The organism is Fulvivirga ulvae (assembly GCF_021389975.1).
GTDB lineage: Bacteria > Bacteroidota > Bacteroidia > Cytophagales > Cyclobacteriaceae > Fulvivirga > Fulvivirga ulvae.
Map to the genome: position 1 here is coordinate 2777890 of NZ_CP089981.1, position 26474 is coordinate 2804363.

General features: G+C 41.1%; 18 protein-coding genes. 6 read left to right on the top strand and 12 right to left on the bottom strand.

Annotation, left to right across the window (positions count from 1 at the left end):
• The first annotated feature begins 14 nt into the window (after positions 1 to 14).
• A complete protein-coding gene (locus LVD17_RS11550; protein WP_233766910.1) occupies positions 15 to 3530 on the top strand; it encodes a nitrate reductase in 3516 nt (1171 codons plus the stop codon).
• 70 nt (positions 3531 to 3600) lie between these two features.
• Positions 3601 to 5028, top strand: a complete 1428-nt coding sequence (locus LVD17_RS11555) for a rubredoxin (protein ID WP_233766912.1) — start codon at positions 3601 to 3603, stop codon at positions 5026 to 5028.
• On the opposite strand, the gene LVD17_RS11560 is transcribed toward LVD17_RS11555, so the two are convergent.
• Positions 5025 to 8771: a hydantoinase B/oxoprolinase family protein gene (locus LVD17_RS11560; protein WP_233766914.1), complete on the bottom strand. Its 3747-nt coding sequence runs from the start codon at positions 8769 to 8771 to the stop codon at positions 5025 to 5027. The two genes, LVD17_RS11555 and LVD17_RS11560, sit on opposite strands and share 4 nt — an antisense overlap.
• Positions 8772 to 8863: 92 nt before the next feature.
• Between LVD17_RS11560 and LVD17_RS11565 the strand changes: the two genes are divergently transcribed.
• Positions 8864 to 9478, top strand: a complete 615-nt coding sequence (locus tag LVD17_RS11565; protein WP_233766915.1) for a DUF4230 domain-containing protein — start codon at positions 8864 to 8866, stop codon at positions 9476 to 9478.
• On the opposite strand, the gene LVD17_RS11570 is transcribed toward LVD17_RS11565, so the two are convergent.
• From LVD17_RS11570 to LVD17_RS11610, 9 genes are all read right to left on the bottom strand, one after another.
• Positions 9470 to 10084 carry a LysE family transporter gene (locus tag LVD17_RS11570; RefSeq protein ID WP_233766917.1) on the bottom strand — a complete coding sequence of 205 codons (615 nt, stop codon included), beginning with the start codon at positions 10082 to 10084 and terminating at the stop codon, positions 9470 to 9472. The two genes, LVD17_RS11565 and LVD17_RS11570, sit on opposite strands and share 9 nt — an antisense overlap.
• A gap of 11 nt (positions 10085 to 10095) precedes the next feature.
• Positions 10096 to 11004, bottom strand: coding sequence for an ATP-grasp domain-containing protein (locus tag LVD17_RS11575; RefSeq protein WP_233766918.1), 909 nt, complete (start codon positions 11002 to 11004; stop codon positions 10096 to 10098).
• 146 nt (positions 11005 to 11150) lie between these two features.
• Positions 11151 to 11675 (bottom strand): DinB family protein, encoded by a 525-nt coding sequence (locus LVD17_RS11580; RefSeq protein ID WP_233766919.1) that lies wholly within the window; start codon positions 11673 to 11675, stop codon positions 11151 to 11153.
• 86 nt (positions 11676 to 11761) lie between these two features.
• Complete coding sequence (locus LVD17_RS11585; RefSeq protein WP_233766920.1) at positions 11762 to 12208, bottom strand: YHS domain-containing (seleno)protein; 447 nt, start codon at positions 12206 to 12208, stop codon at positions 11762 to 11764.
• Positions 12209 to 12288: 80 nt separating this feature from the next.
• The gene (locus LVD17_RS11590) at positions 12289 to 12756 is read right to left on the bottom strand and encodes a regulatory protein RecX (protein ID WP_233766921.1); all 468 of its coding nucleotides are present in this window, start codon (positions 12754 to 12756) and stop codon (positions 12289 to 12291) included.
• Positions 12757 to 12823: 67 nt separating this feature from the next.
• Positions 12824 to 13300, bottom strand: coding sequence for a YcxB family protein (locus LVD17_RS11595; protein ID WP_233766922.1), 477 nt, complete (start codon positions 13298 to 13300; stop codon positions 12824 to 12826).
• A 109-nt stretch (positions 13301 to 13409) separates the two neighbouring features.
• On the bottom strand, positions 13410 to 14267 hold the full coding sequence (gene nadC / locus LVD17_RS11600) for a carboxylating nicotinate-nucleotide diphosphorylase (RefSeq protein ID WP_233766923.1): 858 nt from the start codon (positions 14265 to 14267) through the stop codon (positions 13410 to 13412).
• 65 nt (positions 14268 to 14332) lie between these two features.
• A complete protein-coding gene (locus LVD17_RS11605) occupies positions 14333 to 14734 on the bottom strand; it encodes a DUF4783 domain-containing protein (RefSeq protein ID WP_233766924.1) in 402 nt (133 codons plus the stop codon).
• Between the two features lie 139 nt (positions 14735 to 14873).
• Positions 14874 to 17444, bottom strand: a complete 2571-nt coding sequence (locus LVD17_RS11610) for a M14 metallopeptidase family protein (RefSeq protein WP_233766926.1) — start codon at positions 17442 to 17444, stop codon at positions 14874 to 14876.
• Positions 17445 to 17691: 247 nt separating this feature from the next.
• Here LVD17_RS11610 and LVD17_RS11615 point away from each other — a divergent pair, with 247 nt between their 5' ends.
• From LVD17_RS11615 to ppk1, 3 genes are all read left to right on the top strand, one after another.
• On the top strand, positions 17692 to 20232 hold the full coding sequence (locus LVD17_RS11615) for a TonB-dependent receptor (protein ID WP_233766928.1): 2541 nt from the start codon (positions 17692 to 17694) through the stop codon (positions 20230 to 20232).
• 19 nt (positions 20233 to 20251) lie between these two features.
• On the top strand, positions 20252 to 21421 hold the full coding sequence (locus LVD17_RS11620) for a hypothetical protein (protein WP_233766929.1): 1170 nt from the start codon (positions 20252 to 20254) through the stop codon (positions 21419 to 21421).
• A 102-nt stretch (positions 21422 to 21523) separates the two neighbouring features.
• Positions 21524 to 23614 carry a polyphosphate kinase 1 gene (ppk1, locus tag LVD17_RS11625; RefSeq protein ID WP_233766931.1) on the top strand — a complete coding sequence of 697 codons (2091 nt, stop codon included), beginning with the start codon at positions 21524 to 21526 and terminating at the stop codon, positions 23612 to 23614.
• Here ppk1 and LVD17_RS11630 read toward each other — a convergent pair.
• Together LVD17_RS11630 and LVD17_RS11635 are read right to left on the bottom strand one after the other, a co-directional pair.
• On the bottom strand, positions 23583 to 24791 hold the full coding sequence (locus LVD17_RS11630; RefSeq protein ID WP_233766933.1) for a Pycsar system effector family protein: 1209 nt from the start codon (positions 24789 to 24791) through the stop codon (positions 23583 to 23585). The genes ppk1 and LVD17_RS11630 overlap by 32 nt on opposite strands.
• A gap of 44 nt (positions 24792 to 24835) precedes the next feature.
• Positions 24836 to 26068 (bottom strand): NAD(P)-dependent oxidoreductase, encoded by a 1233-nt coding sequence (locus LVD17_RS11635; protein WP_233766934.1) that lies wholly within the window; start codon positions 26066 to 26068, stop codon positions 24836 to 24838.
• Positions 26069 to 26474: the final 406 nt, after the last annotated feature.

The following is a 26474-nucleotide window of genomic DNA, read 5'->3' on the forward strand; positions in this document are numbered from 1 at the left end:
CAACACCAAGTTATATGTCAGATATAAAACAGACCTTTAAAACAACATGCTCTTATTGCGGGGTAGGGTGCGGTATTGAGATAACGCGTAACGGCAGAGACCGCTTAAAATTAAGCGGGGATCAATACCACCCCGTAAATAAGGGTATGCTTTGTTCCAAAGGTATGAACCTGCATTATACAGCCATGGACCAATCCGACCGGCTGTTGTATCCCCACATGAGGGGCAACAAAGGCTATCCGTTAGAGAAGACGGATTGGGATTCTGCTTTCCTGCGGGCTGCCAAAGTTTTCAAAACATTGATAGATCAGCACGGATCTGACGCCGTTGGCTTCTATATTTCAGGGCAATGCCTTACCGAGGAATACTATCTGGTGAATAAGCTGGTTAAAGGTTTCCTGGGTACCAATAACATTGACACTAATTCCAGGCTCTGTATGAGTTCTGCCGTAGCCGGGTACAAACAGGCGCTTGGTGAAGATTCGGTGCCCATTGCATATGAGGATATTGAGCTTGCCGATTGTTTTTTAATTGCCGGGGCAAATCCGGCCTGGTGCCACCCTATACTTTTCAGAAGACTTGAAGCACATAAAACTAAAAACCCCGATACTAAAATCATTGTCGTTGATCCAAGGGTGACGGACACTTGTCAGTCTGCTGATCTGCATCTGCAGATCATGCCGGGCACTGATATGGTATTGTTCCATGCGATTGGCAGATGTCTGGTTGCTAACGGCCACATTGATGAGAAATTCATACTCAATCATACTGATGGTTTTGACCTCTACAGAAAGGAGGTTATGAAAATGACGCTAAAGGAGTCGGCTGCTATATGCCGGGTCTCTGTGGACGAAATCAAGCTTGCAGCCAATTATATTGGCAGGTCAAAAGGTTTTATTACAATGTGGGCCATGGGTTTGAATCAGAGTACCCAGGGAGTAAATAAGAACCTGGCTTTGCTGAATCTGAATCTTATTACAGGGCACATCGGTAAGCCGGGTTCCGGTCCTTTCTCACTAACGGGTCAGCCTAATGCCATGGGGGGAAGGGAAGTAGGAGGTATGGCAAACCTACTCGCAGTTCATAAGGATCTGGCTAACCCAAAGCATCGCCAGGAAGTGGCCGACTTTTGGAAGGTAGATAAAATCAGAGAAGAGCCCGGGCTTACGGCAACTAAAATGTTCGAAGCTCTTCGTGATGGCAAGATGAAAGCGATCTGGATCATTTGTACTAACCCCTCGGTAAGTATGCCCAACGCAAAACTTGTAGATGAGGCACTCTCCAGGGCCAGTTTTGTAGTGGTACAGGATATCTCTGAACGCAGCGATACGGTAAAATATGCCGACTTGCTCCTTCCGGCAGCTTCATGGTTAGAAAAGGAAGGTACTATGACCAATTCGGAAAGAAGGATAAGTTATTTGGCCAAAGTTATTGAGCCACCTGGTGACGCTCTTCCGGATAGTGAGATTATTTTGCGCTTTGCACGAGCCATGGGATTCCATGGGTTTGATTTTAAAAGTGCGGAAGAAATTTATTCTGAGTACTGTGAGCTTACCAGGGGTTCCAGCATAGATATCGCAGGCCTGAGCTACTCCAGGTTAAAAAAAGAAGGTACAATACAGTGGCCTGTATACCATCCGACACATATTGGTACACCCAGACTTTTTACTGATCATAAATTTTACACACCAAATCAGCGGGCTCAGATCAAGATCAATGCCCTGGGTATAGCCGCGGAACCCTTGTCGCCTGATTATCCCCTGATACTTACAACCGGCCGCATAAGGGATCAGTGGCATACCATGACTAAAACGGGCAAGGTCAATAAACTGAGCAAACACCGGCCTAACCCCTTTCTGGAACTGCATCCGGACGATGCCGCCGTCAGGGGCATTGGTGACGGAGACCCGGTAATAATCCATAACCATCGTGGTGAGGTAAGGGTGAATGCAGTAATTACATCCAACATAAAACAAGGAGTAGTATTCCTGCCAATGCACTGGGGGAAACAGTTGGGCAGAGATTTTGGGAGAGCCAACAATTTGACAGATGATAGGATAGACCCGGTTTCAAAACAGCCAGGATTCAAATTTTCGGCTGTAGATGTTAAGCAATATAAAAAACCTGTGCAGAAGATAGTCATTGTTGGTGCGGGAGCCGCTGCTTATCGTTTTATCCATACTTATCGTCAACGAAACAAGGCCGATGAGTTACATGTATTCTCCCGTGAACCCTGGCCATTTTACAACCGTGTGCTTTTGCCAGAATATGTTAATGAAACCAAGGCCTGGGAAGATTTGCTGAAATGTGAATATGGAGAGCTTGAAAAACTCAATGTTAACCTTCATTTGTCAAACTCTATTGCCAAAATAGATAGGGAAAGCAAAACAGTGACCGATCAGCATGGCAAAGTGCATGCATATGATTTGCTGATTCTGGCTACGGGTAGCCGTGCTTTTATTCCTCCTGATGCACCTATGTACCTGCCTGGAGTATTTACTATTCGCGACAGACAAAATGCGGATGATCTGAAAGCCCATCTGGGTAAGGAAGGACATGTATTGATGGTAGGTGGCGGATTGCTGGGTCTTGAAATAGCAGCAGCGCTTCGGGAAATGAATGTCAATATTACATTGGTACAGCTAGGCTCCAGGCTAATGGAGAGGCAGCTTGATCCTACTGCCAGTTCACTATTGCGGCAGTATGTTGAAGATATGGATATCACTGTTTATACCAATGATCAGGTAAAACAGATAGGTTTACTGAAAGACAGCAAGCGTCTGGAAATTAATTTGCAAAGCGGTAAATCCCTGAACTGTGATGCTGTGGTGTATGCCATAGGCACTAAGCCAAATATTGAGCTGGCCAAAGAGGCCAATTTGAATTGTGGTCGTGGTATTGTCGTTAACCATTATCTCCAAACCAGCGACAGCAGCATTTTTGCCCTGGGTGAAATTGCAGAATTTGAACAAAGACTGAATGGCATAACTGCCGCTGCAGAAGAGCAGGCAGATATTTGTGCCAGGTATATCTCCGGAGACCTGTCAGCCTTTTATAAAGGGTCGGTTTCTATGAATATCCTGAAGTTTTCTCATCTTGACCTTTGTTCTATAGGTATCCCTGAAGTGCCTACCCATGCCAAAGACTATGACGAGATTATATTTCTGGACAGGTCGCAGATGTACTACAAAAAATGCATTGTAAAAGGTGACAAACTAGTAGGGGCAATACTTATGGGCGATAAACTTGAGTTTGCAGAGTTTAAGGAACTAATAGACAGCGGTACTGAACTTTCTGAAAAGCGAATGCAGCTTTTAAGGTCTAACAAACAACCTGAACCGGTATCTGGGAAATTGGTTTGCTCCTGCAATAATGTGGGCAAAGGAAATATTGAACAGGCTATCGCAGAAGGCTGCCAGTCACTAAATGAAGTCTGTCAAAAAACCGGAGCAGGTCTGGGGTGCGGAAGTTGCAAACCTGAAGTTCAGCGAATCCTTGAAAGCACCCTTGTAAAGTCAGAAGTTGAGTGAATTTAAAGTATACACAAAAACATTACTTTTACATACTATAAAACAGAGCATTAAAAATTACTAATTAAATATGAAGCTTCGGGAATTGGTACGGGTATTTGTAAAAGGAGGGATAATCTCACCCGGAGATTTATTAAAGATTACAGGGTTAGCCCAGTCTTTGGGTGCTTCATTTATACACTTCGGATCACGACAGGATATTCTTTTTTCTGTTAAGGAACCAAGCCGTGAGTTGCTCGATAAGGCATTTGAAAGCATCCATACACCTTATGAAATTGATACTTTCAGGTACCAAAACATAGCCAGTTCATTTGTAGCACTTGATCTGCTACCGAGTAAAAAGTGGCTGGCTTCACATATTTATCATTATGTACTCGACAGCTTTAACTATCTTCCTCAATTAAGGATAAACATTGTTGACCCATCCCAGAGTCTGGTGCCTCTTTTTACTGGTCAAATTAACTTTCTTGCATCTAATCAAGAGAATTTCTGGTACTTGTATTTGAGATTTTCCGAAATACAGTCAAAACCCTGGCAGTTTCCTTTATTGGTCTACAGCGAAGATATTGCAAAACTTTCCCTGAAGCTGGAGGAAATGGAAATAGTGAAAAACAATTTTAGTTATCAGCAGGTATATGATGAGGTAATGGGTAACCTGAGTATAAATACGCAGCCTGTTACGGATAACCTTGTGCTTCCGGATACTAACTTTCCCTATTATGAAGGGATGAACAGGATGCCGGATGACAAATACTGGCTCGGGCTATACTGGAGAAACAACAAATTTGATATCCATATCCTAAAGGCCATTTGCGAGCGTTGCCTGACAACGGGTGTAGGAAAATTAAGTCTGACTCCATGGAAATCCTTTGTGATCAAAGGGATTTTTGAGAAATATAAAATAGGTTGGGAAAAGCTAATGGGTAAATTTGGCATGAACCTGCGGCATTCTGCATTGGAGCTGAACTGGCATCTTCCAGCCCTTGACCAGGACGCTCTGGAATTAAAAAACCACCTGGTACGTACTCTTGATCAACAAGATATCAGTACCTATGGATTAACCTTTACTATTAAAACTACCGATGATATTACACTCTTTACCTCCATTGTCATAGAACAGGACCTTCAAAATGAAGATATGTTTAACATATTATATTCGAAGAATTTCGACCCTAATTCTATGGAGTATAATTACTATGCAAAGGGCGTGGTCAAGGATGTGATTGCTCCATTGCTGATAGAGCTGAGCCACCTTTATTACGAAAGTCTTGAAGAAAATGTGGCAATTAAACCCTCATCTTCTATAAATAAGGAAAAAGAAAAACACGCAAACGTTTACCAATGCAGAAACTGTATGACCCTTTATAATGAGGAGTATGGAGATGAAACAAGGGGTATAGTAGCAGGCACACCGTTTGATGAGCTTCCTGATGATTATAAATGTTCGCTTTGCGGTGGTGGTAAAGCGCTTTATGAAAAACATCCGTTACCGGCTTAAAATTTTCCGTAACCACCTCCTCCGGGCGTTTCAACTACGAGTTTATCGCCCGTATGTAGTTTTCTGCTATCAATGCCATTGAGCATTTCCACCTTACCCTTATTGGTTATTATATATTGCTTACCACACTTGCCATCTTCACCACCTTCAAGGCCGTACGGGCTTTGTACTCTATGCTGTGAAAGAATTGTCATTTCCAATGGTTTGAGAAAGGTTATTTCCCGGATAATGCCATTACCCCCAAGCCAATGCCCCTTGCCACCGGAGTTTTCCCTGATCTCAAATTTATCCAGCCTTACCGGATAGCGCCATTCCATAATTTCAGGGTCAGTTATGCGAGTGTTGGTCATATGCTGGTGTACGGCATCCTGCCCATGAAAGCCATTTCCTGCACCGGTGCCACCACATATGGTTTCGTAGTAACCAAAGCTATCATCGCCAAACAGGAGGTTGTTCATAGTACCCTGACTACAGGCAGATAATTTGAGTGCCTTTAGCAGGGTGTCCGTGAGCCGTTGACTGACCTCAGTATTGCCACCAACCACAGCAGGTGGCAAAGAGAGGTGCTCAAAGTTGGGGCTAAGCATGCATGTGGGGATCTTCATTTCGACTTTTTGAAGAAGGCCTTCATTTAAAGGCAGGTCTTCATTCATAAGCAGGCGCAGCACATAAAGCACCACACTGCTAACTATGGCTTCGGTTGCGTTGAGATTTTTAGGATGCACTTCACTCGTGCCAGTGAAATCAAAGATTATTTTATCCTCGTTGATATTAATGGAAACCTGGAGACGACTTCCATCATCCAGAGTTTCTGCAGCGGTAAAAGTTTGACCGAACAATGGTTCTACATTTTGTAGCAGCTTGCTGCTCACATAGCTTTTTAGCATATGCATATGCTCCTTGACGGCATATGCTGAATAGGCGGAGCATAGGTTTTTTAAACCAGTTATTCCAGCCTGAAGCGCAGCTACACCACCTTTAAGATCAGCAATGTTTTCATCAACTGCACGCGACGGATAAGGAGCCTGAGTAAGCAGATCTTTAATGTCATCCCAGTAAAAGCTTCCCTTTTTTGCCAGGTACATAGGTTCAATTATCACCCCCTCCTGATCCAGTTGAGTAGCATCTGTGGGCATAGAGCCAGGCGTTTTGCCTCCTATTTCGGCATGATGCGCTCTGTTGGCTACATAGCCCGCAAGCTCTCCATTTTCGAACACACCACTGATGAGTGTAATATCAGGCAAGTGAGAACCTCCATAAGCAGGATGATTTGTGATAACAACATCACCCTCTTCAATTGCCATACTCTCTTTTACCTTCCGCACGCAAATACCCATGCTGCCCAGATGCACGGGAATATGAGGAGCATTTACAATTAGCTCGCCATTGGCATCCAGCAATGCACAGGAGAAATCGAGCCTTTCCTTAACATTAACAGAAAATGAAGTTCTTTCCAACAAAGCCCCCATCTCTTCTACTATGCCGATAAATCTGTTTTTGAAAAGCTCAATACTTGCGGCTTCAGGAGTTGAAATTTCTTTTTGATCAGAGCTGCCGGAAGTTCTTTTCATGATCGCATGGTTGTTTTTATCTAATAAAAAATGCCAGTTGGCTTCGATAAAAACGGTACAATTCTGACTGACCACAATAGCTGGTCCCTGGATGGTGGCCCCTGGTTTCAACTCTTCCCATACATGGGTTTGTGCTTCTTGCCAGCCAATATTTGTCAGGCATTGTTGTTTTCCGCTAGCCTTAGGAGTGTATTTGGTAATACTTCTGTCAGTCACATCTTCCTTTGCCTTTTTGGATGAAGCTATGAGTTTAATGGATTCCACTTCCACTGATTGTCCCTCGATCCAGTGTCCATAAATTTTTTTGTAGGAATTTTTAAAAGCCTGATAATAATCGCATCCGGCTTCTACCTCTATTTCAACAGTATTTTCCTGCCCGCGATAGCGCAGATAAGCCAACTTTTTCTTCACATGTATATTTTTGGCCTCCACATCTTGTTTTTCCAGTTTGGTAAAAGCATGTTGTTGTAACTCTTTCCATCTTTTATCCATAGCGGGCAATGCAGCATTTAAACCGGTCAATAATTGCTTTTCGGCAAAAGCTTCAATATCTGCCTGGCTAATGCCATATGCGCTAAGCAGCCCTGCATCATAAGGAATGAGGATAGATTGGATGTTCAAAAGCTCTGCAAGGGCACAGGAGTGCTGTCCGCCAGCTCCGCCGTAGGTTACCAGTGTATAGTTTTTAGGTTCATAACCCTTCCTTACGGACACCTTTTTAATGGCTTCTGCCATTTTTTCGTTGGCTATCGTCAGAAATGAGTTTAGAAGTTCAGCTTCGTCAGGTTCAGCTCCTTGTGCACGCAGTTCATCAATAACATTTTTTAAAGCACGTTCAGCATGTTTTTTATTCAGAGGAATACTGAAGTTACCCTCTACTAACCGCCCACTGAGTAGGTTAAGATCAGTTATGGTTAAAGGGCCTCCTGCACCATAACAGGCAGGACCTGGCATAGCTCCGGCACTTTCAGGCCCGACGGTAAGCACCCCCTTGGTAAATGAGCAGACTGACCCACCTCCCGCCGCTATGGTTTCTATAGAAAGGCATGGGCTCAGAATATGGGCATCCCCTACCTTGGTTTCATATTGATAATCATAACCATTGTTGTATACCGCTACATCTGTACTCGTGCCCCCCATATCAAAAGTGAGTACTTCATGAAAGCCTGATTTTTCTGCTACTGTTTTGGCACCAACAATGCCACCCGCAGGACCACTTAAAAGACTATCTTTTGGAGTGAAAACGTCAGCATTTACCACGGCTCCGGCACTGGTCATTACATGTAGCTTACCTTTGCGAATGTGCTTTTCAATACCCCGGATATAATTACTAATGATAGGTAACAAATAAGCGTTAGCTATTGTGGTTTCCGCTCTCGGCAAAATTTTGATATTGCCCGATAGCGAAGAAGAGCAACTAACATATTTGAAACCAATATCCAATAATAACCTTTCAAGCTGCTGTTCATGGCAAGGATTTTTGTAGCTGTTCATCAATGCTATGGCAACAGACATATTTTCTGGTACGGCTGATAACTTCTGTTTCAGGTTATATTCATCGGTTTCCTGCAGTATGTTACCGTCTCTGTCTATTCTTTCGTTGACCTCTATAACATTTTTATACAAAGGCCTGGGTTTTACAATATTTAAAGCAAAAAGCTCCGGCCGTTGTTGATTTCCTATACGGATAAGATCTTTAAAGCCCCTGGTGGTAATAAATAGTACATCAGTCCCTTTTCTTTCAAGCAGGGCATTGGTTCCTCTTGTAGAGCCAAGTCTCATGCTCAAGGCGGGTAAGGGCTTTTTCAATGGAGTTGAGGTAAGAAGACGTGCAGCAAGTACTGGAACTTCTTCGTTTGAAGAAATCTGGAATTTAGCTGTCCGTTCCATTTTTACGGGAGACTGTAATTTTATAATGCTCTCATTAAAGTCGATACTTTGGATAGTTGACCGTTCTTTGCTTTCGAGAATTTCAAATTCAAAACCCTCAAAAATATCCTCCCGAATGTGCCAGTTAAAGTTGGCTTTAAGTATGTTGGGCGCCACTTGTTGGGTTATCAAACCTCTTAAATTGCTGCTGCTGAGAATTTTTAGCCTCTTAAGCTGCCCCTCCGGGGAAAGCCCCAGGCAATCAGTGAATGTCCCTCCGGTGTCTATAGAAATTTGCCACATAGCTGTCGACTTTGATAGAAAGATAACAAGGGCTGAACAAAATATCCTTCTTATAATTATTAATTTAGAACGACAGCAAATAGTTAAGAAAAATGCGATTGATTATAAAGTTATTTCCATGGTTGGTTATTATCCTTCTGGGTGCATGGGTGTATATCACCTATAAGTCAGATCAGAAAATAGAGACTATTATCAACCGGAGTGCCATACTCCAGGAGGTGGAAGCTCTGGGAAAGCTGGAGTTGGTAAAGTATAATTTCAAGGAAATAACTGAAGTGACCGAGGTTAGCAAAGAATATTTTCGATTGTTTAAGTTGGGGCCGGATTCGAAAATAGCACTGATCAGCGAAGGCCATGCCGTAGGGTGCATTGATCTTACAAAAATAAAGGAGAGTGACTTGGTGCTGGAGGATGATACACTGTACATCAACCTGCCGTCTCCGGAAATTTGCTATTACAAGCTGGACATGGAGAATACCCGTATTTACTCTCTGCAGACTAATCCTATGAAGAATGAAAAGGAATTCATTCAAAAAGCATATAAGCATGCTGAGAGGGAAATTAAAGCTTCAGCGCTAAATTCCGGAATACTGGAGCAAACCCGTGAAAATGCAGAAATTATTTTGAAGCCCTTGTTGGAGCAGGTCAGTGGACATAAAGTTGTGCTTATTACCCGGGTGGAGGAGGTTAAAATTAACTTAGAATAACCCGAAGTGCTGGAGAAGAGCATACGAGCCCAGTAGCAGGAAAACGATACCGGGTATTATTTTAATGAGTTCGTTTTCTGCAATCAGGGGCCGTAGCCTTTTGGCCAATAAAGCCAGCAAGGCCAGAAGAAAGAAGGTGCCAACGGAAATTCCCGATACATAAATAAATACCTGATCTACAGACTCAAGTTTGATCCATCCCTGATGGTTGAGATATGCCGTGATACCAACCCAGAAAGGAATGGCCAGCGGGTTTAATAAGCTGATAACAACTCCCTTTCTGAATCCGCTGTTACGAATTGCTTCCATTATTTTAGAGGGTGATTTTTTACGGGGCCATAAATTAATAACTCCTAAAATGATCATGACTGATGCAGCAATAAGTTTGAAGTTATCAATGATCACGGGCGACGAGGTGATCCACCCTTCAAATTGCACCGCGATAAATGCGTATGGAAACTCAATAAGGGCAGCTGCAAGGGCAAACCGAAATGCTGCACTGAGTTTACCATCCAGAGAAAGTTGTATTACACTCAGATTGATAGACCCCGGGGGGATAGAACCTAAGAAACTGAAAATGAATGCTATTAGAAAAATTAGTGTCAATAAAAATGCATTTACCTGCCGATGGCCTTTATTCTTTTATACTCTGACCAGCCTTGCCTGACGGAAAGATAAGGAACTCCCAGCTTATGATTAGCCTTGCTGATCTCATAAAGTACTTTCCAATGATGAAACAAAACCCGATAGCCTTCCTTTAGCGAAAAACCCGGATGGTAAATGTGCGATGGTTCTGCACCGGCCCCGTTTAGCTCCATTACTTTAACTTTTCCAATTTTTAAGTCTTCAAAAGAGGCCGCCCTAAGATCAAATCTTCCGTAAAAGAAGCCATCAATCTGACTGCATATGTTGTCAAACGTTCTTTCAAGCCCATCGCAAATAAGATAGTTGCCATTGAGAAATTTGGTGCCCTTACAATGATTGCCGATGTTTACCAGTTCTTTTTCCTCCCCAAGTTTGAGTATAAGATCAAGTTCATCCTTAAACTTGATACATAGTGTAGCCCACTGGAGTTTGGCCCGGTCATTGGCCAGTATAAGTGTTTTTAAGGAATCTTTACCATTGCCCGTGACCCTAAGCATTTCTTTTAGAACCACGGAGCTAACCGTTCCCCGCGTTTCTTGCGGGTATCTGTAGTAAAAGATTCCTGCTTCTACAGGCAGGTCTACATATTCCTGAACCAGGAAGCTCGTAGTGCTGCGATTTGAATAGATAGCTAGCACAGAGCTATCCATTATTTTTTCGACCCGCCAACCCCTCTCTCCAATATCCGGTTTACAGATGATCGGGAATGACAATGACGCATCTGCCATTCTCTCCAAAATAGCGTCTACAGAGGTTTCGGGAGAGAAATATAAAGTTTTAGGAACCAGGCTGGCGGGTATCTTATTTAATATTTTATATTTAGATTCGCCTAGTAGCCCACCATTTTCTATACCAGGATTAGAGGCCGTAAAGAAAAACATGGATCGGGATTTAATGGATAACCATGCCCAATAACCAAAAATAGGAAGATAGACTATTTGAAATGGCCAATACTCCCAACTGCGGGCCCTAATAAGGAAATTACTTCGCCACAATCTGCTAAACCAACGCATAACTTAGTTTATAACTATACCCGAGTGGTCGAAGGCAGCCTGTTTTTTTGAAACTTAATGGTTGAAACCGCTACACCAAAATGTGGTGGAAGTTCAATATAAGGGGCTATTTCCTTCACGCCGATTTTTATAATTGCCATATGATGGATCGCATGCTCAATGTTGTAAGCCAGTTCCCTGAGAAAATTGGTTTCTATCAATTCCGTCTGATCATTATTTAAACAATAGTTTGCGGCCAGTTTTAGTGGCTTATTCTCGCTATTGGCAGTAAAGAAAACTGAAAGTTCATTTATTGTATTTAAAGCAAGGTGCTTATCAGTTTCAATGAGTTGATCATGATTACGATTGTCATAATTAATAATGCCGGAAGCACTATTGTTTTTCAGGCAAATGAAGAACTCCAACGTGTGGCGGATATGCTGACCTATGGTAGAGTTGTTTAAAGTTGGTACTTGTTTACTAAAGTCCTCATCTCTTATTTCTCTGACCACACCGGCCAATTGGTCGAGAATATCTTTACAAGCACGAATTAATTTCATCTTTTTCAAATAAATCAAAGAATTAAAGATAGCAAGAATTATGCTTGAGAAGCATATCTTTTTCTTCAAATGGTAATTACATGGGGTTATTGGGTGATTTTCTTCCAGTTGGCGTCTGCCGATTTAAGCAGTACAGTCTCATCTATGTTCCAGTCATTAAGTGTGTTGTAACCACCAAAATTATAGAAAAGGTAAAGCTTTCCATCTTTGATTTTATAGGTCTCAGGGTCTATCTTCACCTTTTTACCATTATCACCTATGGCATATGCACACCAACCTCCGTATTCGGGGATGTAGTTCTCAGGGGCATTGATGAATTTTTGACGGTTTTTTTCAGTAGAGAATAAATACGTTACACCTCTGTATATATGGCTGATAGCTTCCTTCCCTTGCTGCGGGCTGTTGTTGAAGTAGCTTACCGGGTCATATCCCTCTATTGCAACACCCTTTTTTGTGTTAAAATGTTTATTGTCCTGCGAAAAACCATTTCCCGCTGCAATAATTATGATGATAAATGTAATTATGGATCTCATATGAGATTGAACTGTCAAGCATTGACCAGGGTTGCACAAACCTGTTATACTGTCGTCTGCAATACATTTGGTATAATGTATTACAATTCGCGAATAAGATCCCAGACCAGCTCTGGTTCATATCCCTTTTGTATCAGAAAAGCCGCTAATTTTTTACCTATGACGAATTGATTTTCGCCACTTACAGTTACCCGTTTTTTTTCCAGAAGTAGTTTTAACCCTGTCCGATAATCATCTTCATCGATTTCTGCCAGGGCGCGATTAATACAGTAATCAGATATTTTAAGTGCTTTAAGGTGATGGGCGATTTTAACCCTGCCCCATTTTTTCATTCGAAATTTACCACCGGCATAGCTGATAGCAAACCTTTCTTCATTGATAAAACCCTCAGTGATCAGGTCAGTAAGCACATCTTCAACCTCGTCGTTACTAAGACCAAGGTCAAATAGCTTATCACGAACCTGTTGTTGGGTCCTTTCCTGGTAAGCGCAATAATCCGCAGCCTTCAGTTTGGCTTCTTTTACCGTTAAAGTACGCTTGGGTTTCATGGTCCGTTCACTGTTTATAGAGTTTCCTGCTCACTGTAAAACGGTAAACAGTGAACGGTGAAAGGAATTAGGATTTTATCAGGCCTTTTCGTTTCAGTATGCTTTCAACAAACTTTCTGTCGTTGTCGTTATTGAATATTTTGTAAGGTAAGTGGATAAGCTGGGCCTTGTTAACTACTAAAACGAAGTGATCTTTGGCTACATTAGCTTTTTTAATTTGATCCCACTTAATAGGCATTCCCTGTTTGGCGTTGAGTTTTACCAATATCTGCTGGCTGTTGATCTCGTAAGCCAGTTTTTCAAAGAGCATTTTGGTTTGCTCCAGCTGAGTAACACCGGCAAACTGGATAAGCCAGAAAAGTACGTAAAGTACCAGTGCTATGCCTGCACCGATAAGCCACCACATATTTGGGATCCATAAATATCCTGCACATATGGCCAGTGCGATCAAAAATACCCACCATTGCTGCTTTAGTACATTTTTTAACGCCAGTTTAATATAAGTACCACTTTCAAGTTTGTACTTCTTAGTTTTTACGATCATAATCTATTTTGAATTATTTAAGAACAATGATAAAAAAATGAAATGAATATTAGAGTGAACAATACAACCTCCAAAAAGGTAAATATGATATTTTTCCTGCCTTTCAATTCTATACGGCTTTGAGACTGATATCCATGCTTTTAACTGAATGAGTCAGTGCACCGACAGATATAAAATCTACCTCACATTCAGCCACCTCCCTGATGTTCCTTTCGGTAATGCCACCACTAGCTTCGGTCTGATATTTCCCGTCTATAATCTTTATGGCATCCTTCATTACTGATGGGATCATATTGTCGAGCATAATAATATCAACCCCTCCCACGTTTACAACCTCTTCCACCTCCTGAAGATTTCTGGTTTCCACCTCGATTCTGAGATTACGGCCGGTTTCGGCAAGATATTGCCTGGTTGCTTTTATTGCTTTTTCTATTCCTCCTGCAAAATCAATATGGTTGTCCTTGAGCATGACCATGTCGTAAAGGCCAAAGCGATGATTAGTGCCGCCTCCTATGGCTACCGCCCATTTTTCTGCAAGCCTGAAGTTTGGTGTGGTCTTTCTGGTGTCCAGAAGTTTGGCTTTTGTCCCTTTTATCAGAGCCATCATTTCATATGTGTAGGTTGCGATGCCACTCATGCGCTGCATGCAGTTCAACACCAGCCTCTCACATGTCAGGATGGATCTGGCTGAGCCTTCCACGGTTAAACCTATATCGCCCTTTTTAACGCTTTCTCCATCGCTAATCAGGGTTTTGACATTTAATGTATTGTCAAACTGGTTAAAGATTTTTTCTGCTAAAGAAATACCTGCAATGATGCCGTCATCCTTAATTAAAAGCTGAGCTTTACTCTTGCTTGAAGCCGGAATGGCTGCCAAAGAAGAATGATCGCCGTCGCCCACATCCTCTTTTAACGCTTCTGTTACAAATTTATGAATCGCCTGCTCAGACAAATAGCTTAATTCCATCTTGCAAAAATAAAAAAAGCACTGATTAAACAGTGCTTATGGTATGTTAAATGGTCCGTTTTATGCTATTCTTTTATGAAACTGATCTCATGGATCAGGTATTTATTGCCGGTATCTTTAATTCTTACCCACACCCGATAGGTTTCTCCTTTAGAAATATACTGACCTATAGCGTAAGGCAAACCTCCCTTTGAAGCTCCCTGATGGACAATGGTAAAGCTGGATGGCGGGTTGTTTTTGAAAAAGTCTTTGAGTACATATTCTGCCTGGGTTTTACTGTAACTCTGCATGTTGCCATCAAGCGTTACATCCACACTCTGATTTAAAAACCTTGCAATTTCCTTTGAGCTACCCGTTTTAATAGCTTCTTTGACATCATTGATAATTTCCCCCTGTGCAAAGCCAAGATTTGTAATTAAAAGCACAAAAGCGACACTTAACAATATTCTTCCCGTTCTGAATTTCATATTTGTGGTTAATTAACACCGAAGTCGAGACTAAAATTATGCCAAACTGCGGTGATACAATTAATTTTCAAATTAGCACATTAATCTAATACAAGCAACATCGTGTACCATTTATGGCTGGCTTTACTGATTTTAATTTCTACCGGCCGGCAGCACGATTAATGTTAGGACCGAAGAAAACGGCATTCATAAATATTTTGTTGGTGCCATGCCAAAAAGCCCTGAAGTTGAGGTTATCCGTAAAACCAATTATTACTCCTTTACCATAGTTGCTTATACCAACCGCTGATGTGCCCTTTAGTAAATCAAGGTTACCCTTGGAAATGTAACCACTTAACAGCGGTGAATCTGAATAAAGTATTGGATTAGCGAATGAGTTATCGGCTTTTTTTAAAAACAATCTGCTATTTCTGAAAATAGGGAGTGTTGGCTTATAGTAGCCATATAACAGAGGGTGGGTGGTATCTACTTTAGTTTCGAAAATGGCACCGCCGATTTCCCTGGCCCCCTCGGTTTCACTGATGTCGGCATATTTTCTTATGGTAAGAGAGTCTTTGTCGCTTAGCTTTTCGAATTCAAACTTTCCGAATCCGGAAGAGGCCAGGAATTTCAATGCATTTTTACTTGCAACGATAGTACCACCGTTTTGCAGCCATGTTTTTAACTTGTCCTTTGCAGGAGTCGAAATATCATTATATCGCCCATTGACCATGATAAGTGTATTGTATTTATCCATATCAATGCGGCTAAATTCGTTGATCGGGACGAGAGAAAGGTCTATGTCATAGCGTTGGTCCATCAGGTGCCACACCTCACCGGCATCATATGGAGTGACACCCTCACCAACCAGCATCATAATCTTCGGCTTCTGTACCTTGTCAAAACTTCTGCTTCCAAGACTCACACCGTTATAATCAAGCCCTGTAGTTAAGGCATAGATATCAATGCCCGTTTCTATGGCAAGCTGAGATAAAGTATTATAAATAGCGTCGCTGGTTTTATCTTGTATGCCGACTGGGATTATTATTGACCCTCTGGCAAATTGCTTCCCATCAGCCCCATTAAACACTTCGTTACCAACTTTAAGGCTGTATCCCCTTTTAAGAAGCTCATTCAATAGTTTAGGAGCATAATATCCATACCATTCAAATGCATATGCATAAGGTGATTGTTGTCCTATTATTTTTCCCGCTGGTTTTTGTTCCGCGCTAAATGGTTGTCCCAGGAGATTGTTGTTAAAAGTCTTGGCACTTAATACCTCGTATTCCATACCGAATGCAAGTGGCAATGTCCAGGTGGAAATATCGTAGAACAAACTATCCTGAAATTCAGTGCGGGTCTCAAACATTGCCTTTATTAACCGGTATTGAGGCTGGCTCAATGGCACCACGTAAAGCTGATCTGCTGAAAAACTGAAACCATTAACTTCCATAGGCTTTTTAGGATGATAGATGTTGATCTGATGTCTGGATATAAGCTGAGCAAGATGATAGCTGCGATATTCATCTTTGGAAGCAAAAATGTAAGCCTTGTTTTGATCCTTCTGAGCCTCCAGAGCTGCTTCCTGATAAAAGTTTCTTTGATGTTCCAAAAAGTCTGCTCTCATTTCATTGACAGCCTTTAATGTGGAAAAACTTGTGGTGACCTGGTTTCTTATTGTAAACGGAAATTCCAGAATACCATGAATACTTTCCTGAGCGTGTCCGCGGGAGCTTGCTTGCTCAAAAAGTACCCCTACTCCTCCGTTGATGTCAGGATACGTTGAGCCCTTACCATAATAATAGTCATCATAACTCTCTTTGGTGTAATATAGCGAACCGATATCATCTAGGGCCTTAGCATGATACTCACCCATTTTACTGGTCAGCGTATAAGTATTTTTTGGTGTCAGAGGGTTGTTTCTGGAGGGTATTCCTGGTTGGAAAAAGAATGTAGAATTAGTTCCCATCTCATGGTGGTCAGTAAGTACATTTGGTTTCCATTCATGAAATAGCGCTACCCTTCCCCGGGATTCAGGTAACTGCGCAGGTAACCAGTCCCGGTTAAGGTCAAACCAATAATGATTAGTCCTGCCTCCAGGCCAGGCTTCATTCTGCTCCATATTATTAGGGTCGGCAGATATATTATGACTTTTCCTCGAATTGACCCACCCCGAAAACCTCTGCAAACCGTCCGGGTTAAAGCTTGGGTCAAGAAGGATAACAGTTTCATCCAGCAGCTTTTCTATTTCGGAGCCTTGCGCCGCTGCCAGGTGGTAGGCTACCAGAAGTGCGGCATTGCTACCGCTGGCTTCATTGCCATGAACACTGTAACCCATATAAACCACGGCTGGCATATTTCTGAGATCCAGCTGTCCTGACGTTTCTGAATTTGCTAACTGAGCATGCTTTCCTTTTATCTCTTCAATATTGCTTATATTCTTTTTAGATGAGATAGTCAGGATCAGCAATGGGCGTGCTTCAAAGGTCTGAGCATATTCTTTTATCTGTATCCTGTCCGAAGCCTCAGCAAGCTTGTACATATAATTGACCAACCTGTCATGGCTGATATGCCATTCACCAATTTCATGGCCTATCACCTGTTGGGGAGTAGGTATTTCGGGGTTATATGATGCCTGTTGAGGAAGGTAATATTTCAAACCAAACTTCTGAGCATGAACAAGAGAGATCAACGTGCTAATTATAGCCGCTAATACTAGTATTTTTTTCATAAATTCATTTTTTTTGCAAGACAAAGAGTATTGCCATAAAACCATTGAATTTTAGTGAAGTTAACAAACTCTTTGCCCTTCACTACCAATTACTTAACAATAACTTAACATAGGGGGAGTTTCTTTTCATTAAAATAAAATTGCCTCTTAGACAGCTAGTTAAATAATGTCATACATTTGCAACCGCATTTTGATGCTGAAGATAATCTAAACACAAAAACTATTTTTAACAAACCTAAAACAAGGAATGAAACAAACTTTACGATTTGGAGTTATTGTCATCGCTTTTTTTGTGATGGTCAGCTTTTCTGCTATTGCCCAGACGGGGACAATTAGCGGTAAAGTACTTGATGAAGACAATGGGGATGTCCTTATTGGTGCTAATGTACGCGTGAAAGGAACCACCAAAGGGTCAGTAACTGACGTAAGTGGAGAATTTAAGATCGGTGATGTAAATACAGGATCACAAACTATTGTGATCTCATTTATAGGTTTTGCCGACAAAGAAATCCAGGTATCAGTAAATGAGGGATTAAACACCGATATCGGTAGCGTGGGATTAGGCTCAAGCGCAATTGGTTTGGCGGAAGTACAAATTATTGCTTCGGTTGCCGTCGACAGAAAGACTCCTGTTGCCGTGTCAACCATAAAGCAAGCTGAGCTTGAATCAAAGATTGGTAGCCAGGAATTTCCTGAAATTTTAAAGTCTACACCTGGAATTTATGCCACTAAATCTGGTGGAGGTTTCGGAGACGGCCGAGTAAACATAAGAGGTTTTAATGATGAGAACGTTGCTGTTTTAATTAACGGAGTTCCTGTTAATGACATGGAAAATGGTAATGTTTACTGGTCAAACTGGGCTGGTTTAACCGATGCTACAAGATCAATGCAGGTACAGAGAGGTCTGGGAGCTTCTAAAGTGGCGGTGCCCTCTATTGGAGGTACAATTAACATCATCTCAAAAGCTACTGATTTTGAAAAGGGTGGTAACGTATACGTTGCAACGGGTAATGATGCTTATTCTAAAGTAGGTTTTAGTTTAAATTCTGGATTGTCTGAAAATGGTTGGGCATTTACTCTTTCCGGTGCGAGAACTAAGGGAGATGGATATGTAGATGGAACTGAGTTTTTAGGGTACTCTTACTATGCCAATATTGCCAAGCAGATTAACGATGACCACGAAGTTACATTTACTGCAATAGGTACTAAACAAAGACATGGACAAAGAGAATCAAATAGTTTATTAATAGATTATGAAGAGAGCCCTAGCGGTATTAAATATAACCCTGATTGGGGGTACAAAAACGGAGAAGTTCTTCATGTAGAAGATAACTTCTATCATAAGCCGCAGCTATCTTTGAACCATTACTGGACATTGAGCGATAGAGCTGAAATATCTACAGCTGCCTATGCTTCATTTGGTACCGGCGGTGGCGGTGGTACCGGTGGTACATTTGATAAAAGTGTAAGAACCGGAGGACAGTATGGTCCTATAGATGTAGATTATTTTGTAGAGCAAAATGAAAATACTGTTGATGGAAACGCTCTTGCTTGGTTAAGAGCATCAAGAAACGACCACAAGTGGTACGGTGTATTATCTTCATTAAAATATGATATCAATTCAAATCTACAGTTTTTAGGAGGTCTGGATTTCAGATACTACAAAGGAAGTCACTTCTACGAAATCACAGACCTACTTGGTGCTGACTATGTGTTGAACAATGACGATATCAATAATCCAAACAGAATTCTTAAGAAAGGTGATAAGTACAACTACAACTATGATGGTATAGTACTTTGGGAAGGTGTATTTGGTCAGTTCGAGTATACTAAGGATAAGCTTTCTACATTTCTTTCATTGGCTGCTTCAAATACTTCTTACTCAAGAGTTGAGAATTTCAAAGAAACACCTGATAACAAAGATTCAGAGGATATATCATTTTTTGGATATCAAATCAAGGGTGGAGCTAACTATAACCTGACAAGAAACCACAACATCTTTGCTAATGTTGGGTATTTCGAGAAGGCTCCTTTCTTCAGAAACGTATTCCTAAGCAGAACTTCAAACGCTGCTAACGAGGATGCTGTTAATGAAAAGATCATGAGTACCGAGATCGGATACGGATATAGAGAGACGAACTTCACGGCTAATGTTAACATTTACAGAACTCAGTGGTTAGACAAAGCTTCTGTAAGGTCGTTAAGCAATGGAGGTCAGGTGTTCTATGCCAATATCACCGGAATTGATGCCCTGCACCAGGGAGTTGAGGTTGATGCCTTGTACAAGGGGATTAAGAACTTCACCTTTACTGGAATGTTGTCAGTGGGTGACTGGAGATGGCAAAATAATGTTCAGAACGTAAGAATAGAGGATGAAGATGGTAATCCACTTGGCGACCCCATTAACATTTTCATTGATGATCTGAAAGTTGGTGATGCTGCTCAAACTACTGCTGCTTTTGGTGTGAAATACTCTGCTGATGAAAATATTACCATTGGAGTAGATTATAACTACTATGACAATCTATATGCATCTTTTGACCCTACTTCAAGAACCTCTGAGAATGTAGCTGATGCATGGCAGGTTCCCGCTTATGGTATCTTCGATCTGAACTTAACATATAAACTTCAAATCGGAGATCTTAAAGCCTCAATATATGGAAACATCTATAATCTGGCTGATACTGAATATGTAGCTGACGCTAACGATGGTGGAGACGCTGCTAACTCTCGTGTTTACTATGGATACGGAAGAAACTGGAACCTAGGCTTAAAAATAAACTTCTAATTTTTTATTAAGATTAGCTATGAAAAATATTAAAGTAATATTAGGGTTGATCATTGCCGCAGGCTTTATGTGGTCTTGTGACCCTTTGGAAGATGAAATTGATGAGATAAAGTCGGAGCAATCAATTGCCAAAACACTCGAAATAACCTTAACAGATGATGATTACGAGCTTCTTTCGGAAGAAGGAGTTGCGGAATATGGTAGCTTTGATTCTGAAGACGAGGCCAAAACATACATTCCATTGATTTTAGAAAGATTGTATCCACAGCTTGGCAATGGTTCAAGTATTTTGGTTACCTATGATATCTATAACCCAATCAGAATTAATGATGAGGCAGACTTATCATTAACTGAAGCGGAGTATGATAGCATTGGCGAGAATCACCCTGACAGGCTGTTGGGCACTGACAGTACTTATTTGACCAGCGAAAGTGATATCGTTAAAGCAGTTGAATACCTTTATACAACACCAGAGAATAAAGATGTTGTTACTTTAACCTATGATTACCGCAATGGTGACGTGTCTGAGGAGAGAGAGAGCAAGCTGGTATATTATACTGATAAATGGATGTTGACTTATGAGCCTACAGCAGAAGATTATGCTTACATGGGACAGGCTTTCACAAACTTTGATAGCCGTTCGTTAGCCAGAGAAAGAATAGCATTTTTGTTCAATGAGCTATATCCGTTTGGAGAAGATGGAGATGTTCGTGCTTCAGTGTTTACCTACACCTATGTAGATGATAATGACACCCCTGATGATGAAGAAGATGATTTCAGAGTTTTCGAAGATTTTCTTGCTGTATTTATCCATAACGGAGAAGGTTGGGTTCCTCAGCAAGATGTTATGCCTAGAACCTTGAAGTTCGCGCACAATGGAACAAAATGGATTGCTGATAATACTATTCAGTTTGTTTTAACTGCTGCTGATTATCTGGCTATTGCGGAAGGTTATACAGAAAGCAACCCTGATGGAGCTACAAGTATGACTTCCTACAAAAATTATGATCTGTCTTTGTGGACTGCAGATCTCATCCAGGAGTCATTAATCAATTATTTGACAGAATTGTACCCTCCTGTTGATGGGCAAAAATTCTTGATTACTTATGCTACCTGGGAGCCAGGTGCAGGTACTGGCGAGCTGTATGTTATCGGACAGGGTGGTGAATATGTTTTGTTTGAAGAATAAGGTATAAAGCTCCTACAAAAAAAGCTACCTATCGAAATAGGTAGCTTTTTTTGTTTAATTTAAACATTGGTTACGGGCGTTGCGTTTTGAAAATGAGATTTGATGATGAACAACAGTAAATATTTTGATCGTGATGTAAGTTGGCTTTCCTTCAATAGGAGGGTGTTAATGGAAGCCGCAAATGCTAGTGTTCCTCTTTATGAAAGAATAAAATTTCTCGCCATCTACTCTTCTAACCTAGATGAGTTTTTTAGGGTAAGAGTCGCCGCTCTCCGGAGTATTGTTGACATAGATAAGAAAAAGATAAACAAGCGATTTACAATAAGCCCCAAAAAGCTGTTGCAGGAAATTCTGGATGAAGTTAATCTTCAACAGGAAGAATTTGGACGGATAAAAAAGGAGATGATTCTTCCGGAGCTTAGGAAGAATAAAATAATCCTTTATAGAAATGAGCCTATTATCAGGGAGCACCGAAGAGCTGTAGAACATTATTTTAAAAGTAAGATCCTTTCTTATCTCCAGCCTGTTATTATGACAGGGGAAAAAAGTAAGGCTCCATACCTGGACAACAGGGCGCTGTACTTTGCGATTTCGCTGGAAAATAAGCTTACCGGTGAAACGGATTATGCTCACCTTAATATCCCTACAGATCATTTGCCGAGGTTTGTTGAGCTTCCAAAGGCCAATGAATTCTTTTACTATATAGCAATTGATGATATCATAAGGGAAAATCTGGATTTTCTCTTTCCCAATCATGACGTAAAAGGCTGTTATTCCATTAAACTGAATAGGGATGCAGATCTTAATATTGAGGACGAATACTCGGGAGACTTGGTTAAGAAAATCCGAAAGCAAATTGACAAGAGAAACCTGGGCGTACCTTCGCGGTTTCTATACGATAATGCCATGCCCCGTGAGATGCTGGCGTTCCTTGTGGAGAAATTTAATCTTGAGGAAGACGATCTTGTTCCTGGGGGTAGGTATCACAACATGTATGATCTTTTTGGTCTGCAAAATCCTCGAAAGCCTGCTTTTGAGAATGAACCTCTGGAGCCTATCAGGAAGACATGCCTGGAAGAAAACCCTTCAGTCTTCAATGCTATAGATCAGGGAGATGTAATGCTACACTTCCCGTATCACAACTACGACTATGTTTTACGGTTCTTCAACGAAGCGGCACTTGATGCCCATGTTGAGGAAATTAAGGTGACCTTCTATCGTATTGCACCAGAATCCTTTATAAGCAATGCATTGATCAGTGCCGTCAATAATGGGAAGAAAGTAACCGTTTTCGTTGAGATTAAGGCTCGTTTTGATGAAGAAAACAACTTAAAATGGGCTGAGAAAATGGAAAAGGCAGGTATTAAAATAATTTACAGCATACCCGGCCTGAAAGTTCATGCCAAAGTAGGCTTGGTTTGCAGAAGACAGGAGGACGGATCGCTTAAACGATATGGTTTCTTTGGTACAGGAAATTTCAACGAAAAAACTGCAACTATATACGCTGATGAGGCTTTACTTACCTGTAATAAAGAAATGACAGAAGAGCTTGATCGGGTGTTCGAATATCTTTATACAAAAGAAGAGGTTTCTCCCTTCAAGCAGCTGCTCGTTTCTCAGTTCAACATTACCGATCGGTTTACGTCAATGATTGATCGTGAAATAGCGCATGCCAGGGAAGGGAAAAAGGCCTATATCATCTTAAAGCTAAATAATTTACAGGATGATATCATGATTGACAAGCTATATGAAGCGAGTCAGGCCGGGGTTAAAATTGATTTGATCATCAGGGCTATTTGCTGCCTGCGTCCCGGAGTTGAAGGATTGAGCGAAAATATTACCGTAAGGCGTATAGTAGATCGCTACCTTGAGCATTCCAGGGTGTTTTATTTTTATAATGACGGGGTAGAAAACCTCTATCAGGGCTCTGCTGACTGGATGAAGCGTAATTTGTATTACCGAATAGAAGTTGTTTTTCCCATTCTAAATAAAAACCTGAAGAAAGAGGTAATGAAAATGCTGGATCTTCAGTTGAGAGATAATACCAAGGCCTGTTACATCAATCAAAACCTTCAGAATATCCGGGTAAAAAATAAAGAAACCGGAATTCAGGCGCAGGTGGATTTCTACAAATGGCTTAAAGCACTTGAGAATGTAAGCGCTAGTGAACCGGAAAAAACACCATTGCAATAACAAAGGAAAGAATAGCTGCAATAAAGCCGAACATAAACACATTGTACGACTTTCGGAGCATCCGGTACTTCTTGCCGAGTACTATACCTAAAAAGAAGATGTCTTTGATCATACTTCCGTAGAGGAAGTCTGCGTCCTTCATCATTTCCTTCATGCCCCACATGTAGTTTTCGAGTTCCATACCATGGAAATTGCCAAAAAAGAGCAGGTTGGTCTTTTTGTTGATGATATCCTCTTTGGTAAAAGTACCGGTGGATACGTTTGGCCGGGTAGCCAGTACTGCAAATACAATAGTTACAAGACAGACCACAACCAGCAACATTCCAGGGATGATAAGGTTCGGATAATCCTCAAACTTTCGAAAAAGTACTGAAACTAAAACCGACAAAATGATAGAGTTGATAGAGATCATAATGTTGGCTTTATTGTCAGCCATAGCGCTAAGTGTCAGGTGGTTTTTAGAGGTGATCCTAAACATGGTTTCTATACCTCTGTCCGGTTTCATGATTTTGTTTTTCTCTATCTTCAGCTTTAGCTTTTCGATCTGACTCTCAAGCTTTTGGGTATATTCTGCATCCACCTTCTTGTCCTTTTTTTTCTGTAGCTTCTTTATATTGCTCCGCTTCCTGGGTTCTAAAGTATTTTGTCCGTATGCTGTAAAGTACCTATGAGTACTTAGAAATTTGAGGTTCTTTTTTACCCAGTCTTTAGGAGGTATCTTTTCATCACAAACGTTGACCAGTTCCTGACGAAGCTCTTCACTTCTGACAAAATAGATGTCGGTAGAGAGATGATACAGGTCAGCATCGCACATCACTTTGGAAAGCTCATCTTCCGGTGATTGCGGCATTTGGGTGGACTTAATTATTTTTTCCACCTCTGCTATTTTCTCAGGGTCCACCCCGAACTCATCTAATTTCTCCCGCATCAGCCTGGCGCTTTCCTCTTCATGGTTTTTGAAGCCACACTTATAACCTACGTCATGAAACCACGCGGCAACAATTACCAATTCCATTTGCTCCGGAGAAAGACCTATTTCATTGCCAATTTCTTCTGCAGCAGCAACTACCTCCTGGGTATGTGTCAGGCTATGATAACTATACTCTTTCGGAAGATTGCCCAGTACCTTTTCAGCATACTTCTTTGACCTTTTAACTAGCTCGGTTTCTATAAACATATCTCCTAAATGTAATAAAAAATAGTTTCAAATTTTACTACATATTAAGGAGTTCCGGCAGTCGTCTTATCGTCTACGTAATTTTGCAGGTAGCTGTAGCGTTCTGTCAAGGCCCCATTTTCAGCTATAGTTGCCCTTTTGATTACAGCTTCGGTATCATCGCCAAACAGGTGGGGCAGTACATTATCCACGAGCTCACGCCCGAAGTCTTCAGAGGCATTTCTGGGTAATTCGCAAGGCAAATTGTCTACCGCCATTACGGTGATATTTCCCTCGCTGATTAAAGGTGCCCCTACTTTGTCGTCTTGCGGATTATAGTCATAAATAGGTTCCGCTATGGTACATGGTCGTTTTGTTGACGGAATGGAGCCTTCGATGTCACAGGTAACATCAGCAATTACTCTGATCTTAAAATCAGGCTCCATGATATCTTCCCGTCTGAAGAGAACAGGAGCCCGCGGATCCCAGTAGGCACCTGCAATAAGCAAGTCAGCAACTTTAGTATATTTCAGAAAATCTCCTTCATAGTTCTGAGGATTGGTGTAGAAATCATTACGAATAAATTCGCCATCGTCTTTAGGCTTGTTGTAATCCCAGGTATCAAGCTGACAGTATACAGCTGTATCAAAGTCATTTTTAAGAAATTCTTCAGGAGTCACCTTGCGAATCCCCATACCATTAAGCACTTCCATAGCGCCTTTAGAAACTCGGCCTCCACCGGTCAAAACTATCTTTATTGGCGGAAGGGAAACCTTGGCATACTCTGTTTTCAAGTCTTCCAGATCGAAGCAAGCATGGGCCCTTCTCAAATCAAAGAGATTATAACGTTTTCCATAGGCCCAGATACCATTATAAGCACCTACTATACCTGCATAACGACCAAATGCCACAATACGTGTTCCACTTGAATCGGTGAGAGTCTCATAATCTATTAGCCTGATATTCTTTTGCAGGATCGCTTGAAGCAGCTTCCTGTTATAGTGCTGTTCTTTTATAGTGTGTGAAAAGAAAAAATAGGTTTTATTCGGGATAAGGCTGTCAATTGGCACCTCCTTAACCCCCATTAAAACATCACAATCATCAATGGAGTAAGATAAAGTAATGCCATTCTGGCGATACTCATCATCTTCAAAGCAACGGATGTCACTGGACTGACATACTACCTTTACATTTTTAAAATTTTCTTCTACCTCTTTTGCCTGAGCAGGTGTTAATGGTACTCTTCTGTCGACAGGTACTTTGCCTTCTTTAATAATGCCTAATTTCACGTTTTCCATCGTTTGCGCTGTGCTTAAATTTTCTACACGATGGCAAATATATAATTTATTTAGGTCCCCTAAATACGAAAGTACACCAGAATAGCAATGTTCTTAAAAAGTGTCTAGAATATAAGCAATGTGATCGGGAAATATATGATTGTAATTCAGCGTGCCATCATTTCAAAAAGGCACCATCAGGATAGGTTATAAAATCAAAATTTCCTAATGTTGGAACTGAATCGGCAAGAAGGCTAGTGATAAAAATTTCATCTTCAGAATCCAACGAATCATTTTTGTTTTGATCTATACAACACTTTAAATTGATTTTTATCACTAACAAAATCAGCCGCTTTAAAGTGTGCATCTGTTAAAAGCAATTCGTTAGTTGTTGGATTAACAATAAGATGATAACTGATGAATTTTC